The 12,695-nt window shown below is 72.1% G+C and carries 8 protein-coding genes; 3 read left to right on the forward strand and 5 right to left on the reverse strand.

What is annotated here, in order from left to right:
- Positions 1-85: 85 nt before the first annotated feature.
- Entirely contained in the window at positions 86-2,944 is a 2,859-nt protein-coding gene (locus tag KV557_RS30860) for a bifunctional acetate--CoA ligase family protein/GNAT family N-acetyltransferase (protein WP_218204845.1), read from the reverse strand.
- A 227-nt stretch (positions 2,945-3,171) separates the two neighbouring features.
- Between KV557_RS30860 and KV557_RS30865 the strand changes: the two genes are divergently transcribed.
- Entirely contained in the window at positions 3,172-3,453 is a 282-nt protein-coding gene (locus tag KV557_RS30865; protein ID WP_218204846.1) for an HPr family phosphocarrier protein, read from the forward strand.
- A 94-nt stretch (positions 3,454-3,547) separates the two neighbouring features.
- Here KV557_RS30865 and KV557_RS30870 read toward each other — a convergent pair whose 3' ends face one another.
- From KV557_RS30870 to KV557_RS30880, 3 genes are all read right to left on the reverse strand, one after another.
- Positions 3,548-4,741, reverse strand: coding sequence for an RtcB family protein (locus KV557_RS30870; protein WP_218204847.1), 1,194 nt, complete (start codon positions 4,739-4,741; stop codon positions 3,548-3,550).
- Between the two features lie 306 nt (positions 4,742-5,047).
- Positions 5,048-6,412 carry a M16 family metallopeptidase gene (locus tag KV557_RS30875; protein WP_218204870.1) on the reverse strand — a complete coding sequence of 455 codons (1,365 nt, stop codon included), beginning with the start codon at positions 6,410-6,412 and terminating at the stop codon, positions 5,048-5,050.
- Positions 6,413-6,432: 20 nt separating this feature from the next.
- Complete coding sequence (locus KV557_RS30880; protein ID WP_218204848.1) at positions 6,433-7,776, reverse strand: M16 family metallopeptidase; 1,344 nt, start codon at positions 7,774-7,776, stop codon at positions 6,433-6,435.
- A 277-nt stretch (positions 7,777-8,053) separates the two neighbouring features.
- Here KV557_RS30880 and KV557_RS30885 point away from each other — a divergent pair, with 277 nt between their 5' ends.
- Positions 8,054-10,504 carry a DNA gyrase/topoisomerase IV subunit A gene (locus tag KV557_RS30885; RefSeq protein WP_218204849.1) on the forward strand — a complete coding sequence of 817 codons (2,451 nt, stop codon included), beginning with the start codon at positions 8,054-8,056 and terminating at the stop codon, positions 10,502-10,504.
- Between the two features lie 104 nt (positions 10,505-10,608).
- Complete coding sequence (locus tag KV557_RS30890) at positions 10,609-11,511, forward strand: sucrase ferredoxin (protein ID WP_218204850.1); 903 nt, start codon at positions 10,609-10,611, stop codon at positions 11,509-11,511.
- An 88-nt stretch (positions 11,512-11,599) separates the two neighbouring features.
- Here the strand turns inward: KV557_RS30890 and KV557_RS30895 are convergent, their stop codons facing one another.
- Positions 11,600-12,661, reverse strand: coding sequence for an ABC transporter substrate-binding protein (locus KV557_RS30895; protein ID WP_218204851.1), 1,062 nt, complete (start codon positions 12,659-12,661; stop codon positions 11,600-11,602).
- Positions 12,662-12,695 lie beyond the last annotated feature (34 nt).

Consider the following 12,695-nt stretch of genomic DNA (forward strand, 5'->3'; position numbering starts at 1 on the left):
CTGGCATGGTCCGCCGACGAAGCGGGCGGCACGGCGCCGAGCTTCGGACAACAGCGCCCACGGGGGCAGGCGCAACCAAGGAAGGTTACAGGGTGCTCATGGCGCGCGGGCCCAGATCGCTGCGGACGGGCAGGGGTGCGATCCGCACCCGCGCCCCCAGGATCGCCAGCCCGTGCGGGGCCACGACCACCGGTTCGAGATCCACCGACGCGACCTCCGGCACCTCGTCCACCAGCTGCGACACCCGCAGCAGCAGCTCCTCCAGCGCGTCCGTGTCCACCGCCTCCGCACCCCGCCAGCCGAACAGCAGCGGGGCCGCGCGGACCTCCCGGATCAGCCCCGCGACGTCCTGATCGGTGGCCGGAACCAGCCGGTGCGCGACATCGCCCAGCAGTTCGGCGGGCGCACCGGCCAGGCCGAAGGACAGGATCGCGCCCACCGCCGGGTCGACCGTCGCGCCGATCACGGTGTCCACCCCGCGCGGGGCCAGCCCCTGCACCACCAGCTCGGCCTGCGCCGCACCGCCGAGCAGGGCGTCCAGCTCGCGGTGGGCGCGGCGCAGACCCGGCTCGCCGGTCAGGTCCAGCCGGACGCTGCCCAGGTCCGGGCGGTGACGCAGGTGCGGGGCGGTCGCCTTGAGCGCCACCGGGTAGCCGAGCGTGGCTGCCGCCCGGACGGCCGTCTCCTCGTCCGGGGCGGGCAGCGTCGGCGAGACGTCGATGCCGTAGTGGGCCAGCAGGGCGCGGGCCTCCGCGTCCGGCAGGGTGATCCGGGCGCCGCCCGGCTGGGTGCGGGCGGCAATCGCGGCGCGGGTGCTCAGTGCCGCCTCCACAAGGGCGCGGGCGCCGGGCTCGTCGATCCGCTCCAGCTCGGGAACGCGGGCCGTCTCCTCCGCCTCGGCCATCCGGCGACGCCACTGCGCGTAGTGCACGGCGTGCGCGAGGGCGTGCACCGCCCGCTCGGGCGCCGCGAAGGCGGGGATGCCGCCCGGGCGCAGCCGGGCCGGTAGGTCGGTCAGCGCCAGGTGGGCCAGCACCAGCGGCTTGCCCAACTCCCTTGCCCGCTCGCCGGCTTCGAGCAGGGCGGCGGCGATCTCCGGATCGTCCGAGCCCATCTCAGGGTCGTCCGGGCCGGTCAGCCGGCCGCCCATGAACGCGTGCGCGGACGTGCCGATCGGCGGGATGGCGACGGCGATCACCGCGTCCACAGCCGGATCGCTCAGTGCGACGTCCAGGGCGATCCGGAAGTTCTCGCCGGTCGCGGCGGTGGTCAGGTCGACGGGCGTGCGGGGGCGCAGGCCCGCGCTCAGGCAGGCGTCGTGCGTCAGCAGGCCGAGCGAGTCCGAGTTGCCGACCACCGCGACCCGGTCCCCCGACGGCAGCGGCTGCAGCGCGAGCAGCTCGCCGGTGTCGTACAGCTCGGTGATCGTCTCCACCCTGATGACCCCGGCCTGCTCGAACAGCGCGTCCACCGTCGCGTCGCGCAGTCCCGTCGCGGTGGCCGGGACGGCGTGGCCGGGCGGCAGGCTGCCGGTGTGGCGGGCGCCCTTCACCACGACGATCGGCTTCACGGCGGCCAGGCGGCGGGCGATGCGGGTGAACTTGCGCGGGTTGCCGAAGGACTCCAGGTAGAGCAGCACCACCTCGGTCGCGTCGTCCTCCGCCCAGTACTGCAGGAAGTCGTTGCCGGAGACGTCCGCGCGGTTGCCGACCGAGGCGAACGAGGAGACGCCGAGGCCGCGGCGGTGCGCGGCCTCCAGGAGTGCGACGCCGATCGCGCCGGACTGGCAAAAGATCCCGAAGCCGCCGCGTCCGGGCAGATGCGGCGCCAGCGAGGCGTTCAGCGGGAGGTCCGGATCGGTGTTGATCAGGCCGAACGCGTTCGGGCCGATCACCCGCATCCCCGCCGCACGGGCCTGGCGGACCAGCGCCCGCTGCCGGTCGCGGCCCTCCACGCCGGTCTCCGCGTACCCGGCCGTCACCACCACCAGGCCCTGCACGCCGTGCGCGCCGCACTCGGCGACGGCCGCGGGCACGGCGCCCTCAGGGACGGCGATCACCGCGAGATCCACCGGGCCGGGGATGTCCAGAATCGAGCGGTGCACCGGGACGCCGTCCAGCTCGGTGCCGGGCGGGGCGTTGCGATTCACCACGTAGACGGCGCGCAGGGTGCCCTTGGCGTCGGGGGCGGCCGTCCCGTACCTGCTGTCGAACTCGGTGTCGAAGCTGCCCAGGAGGTCGCGAAGGAGCGCCCGGCCGACGGTCTGCGGGTTTCGCGAGACGCCGATCACCGCCACCGAGCGCGGCGTGAGCAGCCGCTGCACCGAGCGCGCCTCCGCGCGGTGCTCGCGCGCCCGCATCACGGCCAGCGAGCGGGCCGTCGGTTCGAGATCGAACTCCAGGTGCACCACGCCGTCGGCGAAACTGCGGCGCTGGGTGTAGCCGGCGTCGGTGAAGACCTTCACCATCTTCCGGTTCTCCGGCAGCACCTCCGCCTGGAACCGGCGGATCCCGCGCTCCTGCGCCACCGCCGCGATGTGCTCCAGCAGCGCCGACGCCACCCCGCGGCCCTGGTGGGCGTCCTGCACCAGGAACGCCACCTCGGCGTCGGTGCCGGAGTCGGACGGGCGGCCCTCGGCGTCGATCCGGTCGTAGCGGACGGTCGCGATGAAGCGGTCGCGGATGACGACGGCCAGGGCGACCCGGTTCACGAAGTCGTGATGCGTGAAGCGGCGGACGTCCTTGTCGGACAGCCTCGGGTAGGGCGCGAAGAAGCGGAAGTACTTGGACTGGTCCGAGACCTGCTCGTAGAACTCCACCAGCCGCCCGGCGTCGTCGGGCGTGATCGGCCGGATCCGGGCCGTGCCGCCGTCGCGCAGCAGGATGTCGGCCTCCCAGTGCTGCGGGTAGTCCGGTTCGGGGTGCGCCACCGCGGAGTCATCCACATTCGTCAGGTTATCCGGCGGCGAGCCGGATGGCGCCGGGCGTGCGCTCGCGGCAGGGTGGGCACGGCCACTGGCCGGGCCTTATGCCCCGAAAAGAAACAATCACAAGTCCCGAACGCGGCGGCTCGGAGGGGTCGCCCGCATGCAACACTGGTCTAGACAACCTAGACACCATGGCCGCTTCCCCGAGCAAGGCCGTGACCAGCTTCACCGGAAAGGCACGTCTCATGGCTGAGCGCCGCGTCACCATCGGTTGGGCCGAGGGCCTGCACGCCCGTCCCGCCTCCATCTTCGTCCGGGCCGTCACGGCCACCGGCGTGCCCATCACCATCGCGAAGCCCGGCGGCAACCCGGTCAACGCCGCCTCCATGCTCGGCCTCCTCGCCCTGGGCGCCCAGGGCGGCGAAGAGGTCATCCTGGCCTCCGACGCCGACAACGCCGACGAGGCCCTCGACCGCCTCGCCAAGCTCGTCCAGGAAGGCCTCGACGAGCTCCCGGCCGCCGCCTGAGCGCAAAGCGCCGTGGACGAGGCCCCCGGGATCCACCCGGGGGCCTCGTCATATGTCAACCCTTGACGCCAGCCCCTGACGTCAGCCCCTGACGTCAGCCCTTGACGCAGACGACCTGCTTCAGGTGGGCGACCACCTCGACGAGGTCCTTCTGCTGCTCGATGACCTTCTCGATCGACTTGTAGGCGCCCGGGATCTCGTCGACGACGCCGCTGTCCTTGCGGCACTCCACGCCCTTGGTCTGCTCGACCAGGTCCTGCGTGGTGAACCGCTTCTTCGCGGCGTTCCGGCTCATCTTGCGGCCGGCGCCGTGCGAGGCGGAGTTGAACGCCGCCTTGTTGCCGAGACCGCGGACGATGTACGAACCGGTACCCATCGAGCCTGGGATGATCCCGTAGTCGCCGGAACCGGCCTTGATCGCACCCTTGCGGGTCACGAGCAGGTCGACGCCGTCGTAGGTCTCCTCCGCCACGTAGTTGTGGTGGCAGCTGATGACCTCGTCGAAGGTGACCTTCGCCTTGGCGAACTCGCGGCGGACGACATCCTGGAAGAGCGACATCATCAGGGCGCGGTTGTGCTTGGCGTACTCCTGCGCCCAGAACAGGTCCTGCCGGTAGGCGGCCATCTGCGGGGTGTCCGCGATGAACACCGCGAGGTCCTGGTCGATCAGGCCCTGGTTGTGCGGCAGCGAGCGGGCGACGCCCATGTGGTGCTCCGCCAGCTCCTTGCCGATGTTGCGCGAGCCCGAGTGGAGCATCAGCCAGACCACATCAGTGCTATCAACGCACAGTTCTATGAAGTGATTTCCTCCGCCAAGCGTCGCCATCTGCTGCATGGCCCGCTCGCGCCGCCACTTCACCTCCGACGCCACCCCGTCGAAGCGCTGCCAGAAGTCGTCCCAACCGGCCGTCGCGAAGCCGTGGAGCTTGCGCGGGTCGACCGGGTCGGTGTGGAGGCCGCGGCCTACGGGGATGGCCTGCTCGATCTTGGAACGGAGGCGGGACAGGTCGTCCGGGAGGTCCTTGGCGGTGAGGGAGGTCTTCACCGCGCTCATTCCGCAGCCGATGTCCACGCCGACCGCCGCCGGGCAGACCGCGCCCTTCATGGCGATGACGGAGCCGACGGTCGCGCCCTTGCCCAGGTGGACGTCGGGCATGACGGCGAGGCCGTGCAGCCAGGGCAGCGAGCTGATGTTGCGCAGCTGCTGCATCGCCGCGCCCTCGACGGTGGACGGGTTGGTCCACATCCGGATCGGGACCCGGATACCGGGTACTTCGGTGTACGACATGGGTGTTCGACCTCCAAGGTCAGTTGGTTCACAGGGAATTGCCGCGCGAAAGAGATCCCGGCGTGGCTCGGGGAAGATCAGGAGGGGGCTCAGGCGCCCAGGGCACAACGGGAGTACGGCCTTGGGGAGCGTCGTCGTATGGCTCGCTCGACCCGCATGGTGACCGCCTCCCTTCGTTCGTCAGAGTTCGTACGTGTGTGCCGGGGGATATCTATCCACGGAACGGGTGCGACCTGCAAGGGATTTAAAGCGCGGCAGGCCCGGCGGAGCTGGTGCTCCACCGGGCCTGCCGGATCAGAGAGAGGGTCAGCTGATGACCGTGACCTCGCCGATGCCCAACGCGCGCACGTCGTCGGCGATCCCGGCGGCGTCGCCGACCAGCACGGTGACCAGGCGGTCCGGCGGGAAGGCGGCGACGACGGCCTCGGTGGCGGCGGCCGTGGGCAGTTCGGCGAGCTGCCGGTAGACCTCGGCCTGGTAGTCGTCGGGCAGGTGCTGCTCGACCTGGTCGGCGAGGGTGCCGGCGACCGAGCCCGCGGTCTCGTACTTCAGCGGGGCGACGCCCACCAGGAACTGCACGGCCTCGTCCCGCTCGGCGTCGGTGAGGCCCTCGGCGGCGAGGGTGCGCAGGATCGTCCAGGTGTCGGCCAGCGCCGGGGCGGTGGAGGCGGTGTCCACCGAGCCGCTGATGGCGAGCAGCGCGCGCCCGCTGCCGTCGGCGACGGAGCGCAGCGGCTGGGCGAAGGCGCGGACGCCGTAGGTGTAGCCCTTCTCCTCGCGCAGGACGCGGTCGAGGCGGGAGGTGAGGGTGCCGCCGAGGCAGTAGGTGCCGAGGATCTGGGCGGCCCAGGCGGGGTCGTGGCGGTCGGGGCCGATGCGGCCGATGAGGAGCTGGGTCTGGACGGATCCGGGGCGGTCGACGATGAGGACGCGGCCGCGGTCGTCGGCGGTGACGGGGGCGTGGCCGGAGGGCTCGGCGGAGATGCCGGTCCAGGCCCCGAGGGTGCTCTCCAGGAGGGCGGGGAGGTCGGCCCCGGTGAGGTCGCCGACCACGACGACGGTGGTGGTGGCGGGCCGGACGTGGGCGTCGTAGAAGGCCTTGACGGCGGCGCGGTCGATGGACTTGACCGTGTCGGCGGTGCCGCTGCGGGGGCGGGAGAGGCGGTCGGCGGCGGCGAAGAGTTCGGCGTAGAGGGCCTTGGCGGCGCGCCGCGCGGGGTTGGCCTGCTCGTGGACGATCTCGTCGAGTCGGTTGGCGACGAGGCGCTCGATCTCGTCCTCGGGGAGGGCGGGGGCGCGCAGGGCGTCGGCGAGGAGGGCGAGTCCGCGCTGGAGGCGGGAGGCGGGGACCTCCAGGGAGACGCGGATGCAGGGGTGGTCGGCGTGGGCGTCGAGGGTGGCGCCGGCGCGTTCGAGTTCGGCGGCGAACTCCTCGGCGGTGAGGGTGTCGGTGCCCTCGTTGAGCGCGCGGGCGAGGATCGCGGCGACGCCGTCGAGGCCTTCGGGTTCGGCGGCGAGCGGGGCGTCGAGGAGGACCTCGACGGCGACGAGCTGCTGGCCGGGCCGGTGGCAGTGCAGGACGGTGATGCCGTTGCCGAGGGCGGCTCGCTCGGGGGCGGGGAAGGCCCACGGGCTGGGGGTGCCGGGCTTGGGCTGGGGGTGGAACGTCATGGCGGGGACGTAGTCGGTGCTCATACGGCGGCACCCTCCTCTTCGGAAGCAGCGTCGGTGTCGTCGGCGTCGGCCGGGGTGGGCTCGTAGACGAGGACGGCCCGGTTGTCGGGGTGGAGCCGGGCCTTGGCGACGGCCTGGACCTCCTCGGCGGTGATGTCGAGGACCTTGGGGAGGGCGTCGTTGAGCAGCTTGGGGTCGCCGAACAGGACGGCGTAGCGGCAGAGTTCGTCGGCGCGGCCGGCGACGGTGGTGAGCCGGTCGAGCCATTCGCGCTCGATCTGGGCCTGGGCGCGTTCGAGTTCGGCGGCGGTGGGGCCTTCGGCGGCGAAGCGGGCGAGTTCCTCGTCGACGGCGGCGTCGATCTGCGCGAGGGTGGCGTCGCCGGAGGTCTTGACGTCGAGCCAGCCGAGGCTGGGGGCGCCGGCGAGGCGGAGCAGGCCGAAGCCGGCGGCGACGGCGCTGCGGTCGCGGCGGACGAGCCGGTTGTAGAGGCGGCTGGATTCGCCGCTGCCGAGGATGGTGAGGGCGAGGTCGGCGGCGTCGGCCTGGCGGGTGCCGTCGTGCGGGAGGCGGTAGGCGGCCATGAGGGCTCGGGAGGGGACGTCCTCGTGGATCTCCTCGCGGAGTTCACGGCCGATGGTGTCGGGGAGTTCGCCGGAGCGCGGGGGCTGCTTGCCGTCGTGGGCGGGGATGCTGCCGAAGTACTTCTCGACCCAGGCGATGGTCTGCTCGGGGTCGATGTCGCCGACGACGGAGAGGACGGCGTTGTTGGGCGCGTAGTACGTGCGGAAGAACGCGCGGGCGTCCTCAAGGGTGGCGGCGTCGAGGTCGGCCATGGAGCCGATGGGGGTGTGGTGGTACGGGTGGCCGTCGGGGAAGGAGAGCGCGGTGAGCTTCTCGAAGGCGGTGCCGTAGGGGACGTTGTCGTAGCGCTGGCGGCGCTCGTTCTTGACGACGTCGCGCTGGTTCTCCATGGACGTCTCGTCGAGGGCGGCGAGCAGCGAGCCCATGCGGTCGGCCTCCAGCCAGAGGGCGAGCTCCAGCTGGTGGGCGGGCATGGTCTCGAAGTAGTTGGTGCGCTCGAAGCTGGTGGTGCCGTTGAGCGAGCCGCCGGCGCCCTGCACGAGTTCGAAGTGGCCGTTGTTGGAGACGTTGGCCGACCCCTGGAACATGAGGTGTTCGAAGAGGTGGGCGAGGCCGGTGCGGCCCTTGACCTCGTGCCGGGAGCCCACGTCGTACCAGAGGCAGACCGCGGCGACCGGGGTGAGGTGGTCCTCGGAGAGGACGACGCGCAGGCCGTTGGCCAGGCGGTGCTCGGTGATGGCGATGCCTCGGCTGGAGGCGGGGGCCGGGTTGGCCATGCGCTCGGGTCCTTCCCGTCGTCGATGTCGGGGTTCGTGTGGCTCGGGGTTCGTGTGGCGTCCCCCATTGTGGTGCAACGCGTGGGGGGTGTGTTTGTGTCCGCGCGGACGGGGCGTTCGCCAGGGGCGGAAGAGGGCCACTGGCCGGGAGTGTCGGTGCGAGGGTCCACAATGGGGGCGCCGCGCCTTGTTGACGGGGGCCGGTGGCTGGACGACAGAGACAGCGACAGAGACCGATCGAGACACAGCAAGCGAGACGTAAGGGAGCCCCGCCGCGATGGCCCGCCGCAGTTCGCAGACCCCGCCGCCCGGAGACTTCGAGGAGCGGATCCTCGACGTCGACGTCGTGGACGAGATGCAGGGCTCCTTTCTGGAGTACGCCTACTCGGTGATCTACTCCCGCGCGCTGCCGGACGCGCGGGACGGTCTGAAGCCGGTGCACCGCCGGATCCTGTACCAGGCCAACGAGATGGGCCTGCGCCCGGAGCGCGCGCACGTGAAGTGCGCCCGTCTGGTGGGCGAGGTGATGGGCCGGCTTCACCCGCACGGTGACGCGTCGATCTACGACTCGGTCGTCCGGATGGCGCAGCCGTTCTCGATGCGGCTTCCGCTGATCGACGGGCACGGGAACTTCGGTTCACTGGGCAACGACGACCCGCCGGCCGCGATGCGCTACACGGAGTCGCGGCTGACGGCGGCGTCGATGGCGCTGGTGGAGTCGATCCACGAGGACACCGTCGACTTCGGGCCGAACTACGACGGCAGCGAGCAGGAGCCGCAGGCGCTGCCGGCCGCGTTCCCGAACCTGCTGGTGAACGGCGCGACGGGCATTGCGGTGGGCATGGCGACGAACATGCCGCCGCACAACCTGTCCGAGGTGGTGGCGGCCGCACGGCACCTGATCAAGCACCCGAACGCGGACCTGGACACGCTGATGCGGTTCGTGCCCGGTCCCGACCTGCCGACGGGCGGGCGGATCGTGGGCCTGGCGGGGATCCGGGACGCGTACGAGTCGGGCCGCGGCACGTTCAAGATCCGGGCGACGACGACGGTGGAGGCGGTGACGGCGCGCCGCAAGGGCATCGTGGTGACCGAGCTGCCGTACAACGTCGGCCCGGAGAAGGTCATCGCGAAGATCAAGGACCTGGTCAACGCGAAGAAGCTGCAGGGCATCGCGGACGTCAAGGACCTGACCGACCGCGAGCACGGGCTGCGGCTGGTGATCGAAGTGAAGAACGGCTTCGTGCCGGAAGCGCTGCTGGAGCAGCTGTACAAGCTGACGCCGATGGAGGAGACCTTCGGCATCAACAACGTGGCGCTGGTGGACGGCCAGCCGCTGACGCTGGGGCTGAAGGAGCTGCTGGAGGTCTACGTCGACCACCGGTTCTCGGTGGTGCGGCGGCGCAGCGACTTCCGCCGGCGCAAGCGCGAGGAGCGGCTGCACCTGGTCGAGGGCCTGCTGGTGGCGCTGCTCGACATCGACGAGGTCATCGCGATCATCCGGTCGAGCGACAACGCGGCCCAGGCGAAGGAGCGCCTGATGGAGCGTTTCTCGCTGTCGGAGACGCAGACCGCGTACATCCTGGACACGCCGCTGCGGCGGCTGACCCGGTTCGACCGGGTGGAGCTGGAGCAGGAGAAGGCGAAGCTGACCGCGGAGATCGCGGAGCTGACCGAGATCCTGGAGTCGGACACGCGGCTGCGCAGCGTGGTGTCGTCCGAACTGGGCGCGGTGGCGAAGCAGTTCGGGACGGAGCGGCGGACGGTGCTGCTGGAGGCGGGCACGGCGGCGTCAGCGGCGCCGGCGGTGCCGCTGGAGGTGGCGGACGATCCGTGCCGGGTGCTGCTGTCGTCGACGGGTCTGCTGGCTCGGACGGCGGACGGGGAGCCGTTCGAGCTGTCGGAGTCGCGGTCGAAGCACGACGTGATCGTGTCGGCGGTGCCGGCGACGGCGCGGGCGGACGTCGGTGTGGTGACGTCGGCGGGCCGGGTGCTGCGGCTGCCGGTGATCGATCTGCCGGCGCTGCCGCCGACGCCGTCGCCGACGCTGGCGGGCGGGGCGGCGGTGGGCGAGTTCCTGCGGCTGGAGGCGGGTGAGCGGGTGCTGGCGCTGACCACGCTGGACGAGTCGTCGCCGGGGCTGGCGCTCGGCACGGTGCAGGGCGTGGTGAAGCGGGTGGTGCCGGAGTGGCCGGCGAACAAGGACGAGTTCGAGGTGATCGCCCTCAAGGAGGGTGACGCGCTGGTGGGTGCGGTCGAACTGCGCACCGGCGACGAGGACTTGGTCTTCATCACCTCGGACGCGCAACTGCTGCGCTACCCGGCGGGGCAGGTGCGTCCGCAGGGCCGTCCGGCGGGTGGCATGGCGGGCATCAAGCTCGCGGACGGTGTCCGGGTGCTGTCGTTCACGGCGGTGGATCCGGCGGTGGACGCGGTGGTGGTCTCGGTGGCGGGTGCATCGGGCACGCTGACGGGCGAGGAGCAGTCGACGTGGAAGGTCACGCCGTTCGAGCAGTACCCGCGCAAGGGCCGGGCGACGGGCGGTGTCCGCTGCCAGCGGTTCCTGCGCGGTGAGGACGCTCTGACGTTCGCCTGGGCGGGCGCGGCCCCGGCCCGGGCGGCGACGGCGAAGGGCGCTCCGGTGGACCTGCCCGAGCGCGATCCGCGCCGGGACGGTTCGGGTTCGCCGGTGACGACGCCGATCGCGGTGGTCGCGGGCCCGGCGTAACCGCGCACGGGGTAACGCAGAGCTGAGGAGGGGTACCGGAGGCATCCGGTACCCCTCCTCCGTCGTTCAGGGGCGCGGCAGGCGGTGCGGGTAGCCTGGCCCGCGTGAGTACGTGTGCGACGCTGTCGCGGGAACTGTCGGAGCCGCTGTCCGCCACGGCGGCGGTGGCCACCACCTGGCTGCTGGTCGAGCAGAACGGGCCGTGGGGCGCGAAGGCCCTGGGCGAGAGCCACCTGGACCCGGCGGTGGGGCGGGCGCTGGAGGCGGCCGCGGCGGGAACGGGCGTGCGGGTGGCGCTGATCCGCCGGCCGGGGCGGCACGCGGACTGCCTGCCGACGGCGCGGCACGAGGTGATCGTCGCGCACACGGTGCCGGGCCGCGGCTGGGTGCGCCGGGCGGAGGTGACCGATCCGGCCGAGCTGCTGGGGCTGGACTTCGCCGCGCTGGGTGCCGGCGACCACACCGGCTTCGGCGTGGCGCACGTCGGCGGTCCGGTGGCGCTCGTGTGCACGAACGGGCGGCGGGACCGCTGCTGCGCGCTGCTGGGCCGTCCGCTCGCAGCGGAGTTGGCGGCCGCCGGGCACAGCGAGGTGTGGGAGGTGACGCACCTGGGCGGGCACCGCTTCTCCCCCACGATGCTGGTGCTGCCGTACGGCTACGCGTACGGACGGCTGACGGCGGAGAGCGCCAAGGAGGTACTGGCGGCGACGGCGGCCGGGCACATGGTGCCGGAGTGGTCGCGGGGCTGCTCGGGCTGGGACCGTCCGGGCCAGGCGGCCGAGCAGGCGGTGCGGCTGGCGACCGGCGAGACCCGGGTGGACGCGCTGACGTTGACGCTGCGGCCGGACGGCGAGGGCCGCTGGCTGGTCACGGTGCTGCACGCGGACGGCCGGGCGTGGGAGGTCGACGTGATCGAGGGGGCGAGCGAGCCGCCGCGTCCGGAGAGCTGCGGCAAGGCGGCGGGCACGCCGTCGCGGATGGACGTCCTGTCCGTCCGGGGCGAGTAGCACGCGAGCGGCCCCGCGCCCGTGGGGGTGAGCGCGGGACCGTCGCGTCCGGGGCCGGCCCAGAAGGGCCTGGTCAGAGCGAGCCTGGTCAGCCGGTGGCGGCCTTGCCGACGAACTCGGTGGTGTAGGTGCGGGAGAGGTCGATCGAGCCCTCCTTGCCCTTCACGTCCGGGTGGAAGGCGGCGAGCACCGCGAGGACGGTCTTCGGGCCGTCGGCCGGCATCACGCCGTCCGTGGTGAACATCGGCAGGGTCGCCTTGATCGCCGCCGCGTACTGCTCGGCGCCGCCCTGCACGTAGTCGGCGGGCATCTTCGCGGCGATCTCCTCGGGGCTGTGTGTGGACATCCACTTGAGGGTTTTCACGAAGGCGTTGGCGAGCTTCTGGGTGGTGTCCTTGTTCTTCTCCACCCAGTCGGTGTTCATGTAGAGCGAGGACGAGGGGTAGAGCCCGCCGAGCGCCTGGCGCGAGCCCTCGGGGGTGCGCATGTCGTAGAGGATCTTCCCGAGGCCCTTGTCGAGGACGCTGGCGACGGTCGGGTCGGTCGTCATCCCGGCGTCGATGCTGCCCTGCTGGAGCGCGGCGACGAAGGTCTGGCCGGCGCCGACCGCGATCGGGCTGAACTCGCTGACGGCGGTGCCGTTCTTGACCGCGAGGTACTTGGTGAGGAAGTCGGTGGAGGAGCCGACGCTGGTGACGCCGAGCTTCTTGCCCTTGAAGTCGGCGCCGGACCTGATGGCGTCGGCCTGCTTGGTGGAGACGAGCTCGACCTCGCCGGGGGCCTGCGAGAACTGCACCACGGACTCGACGTTCTTGCCCTTGGCCTGGAGGTCGATGGTGTGGTCGTAGAAGCCAACGGCGCCCTGGACGTCCCCGGCGAGCAGTGCGGTGGTGGCGTTGACACCGGCGGGCTCGCTCATCAGCTCGACGTTGACGCCGGCCTCGGCAAAGAAGCCGAGCCGCTGGGTGAGCATCGCGGGCAGGTAGATGACCTTGTCCAGGCCGCCGACCATGATCTTGACCTTGGGCCCGTCGACCTGCTGTCCGGCCGGGGCGGCGGCACCGTGGGTGGACGTGGCGGCGTCGTTGGCGCAGGCGGAGAGCGGGAGCAGGAGGACGGCGGCGAGGGCGGCAACAGCAGATCTGCGCATGGGTGGGGGTGCCTCTCTCAGCGAAGGGGTGGGG

Source organism: Kitasatospora aureofaciens (assembly GCF_019192735.1).
In the GTDB taxonomy this organism is placed as follows: Bacteria; Actinomycetota; Actinomycetes; order Streptomycetales; family Streptomycetaceae; genus Kitasatospora; species Kitasatospora aureofaciens_A.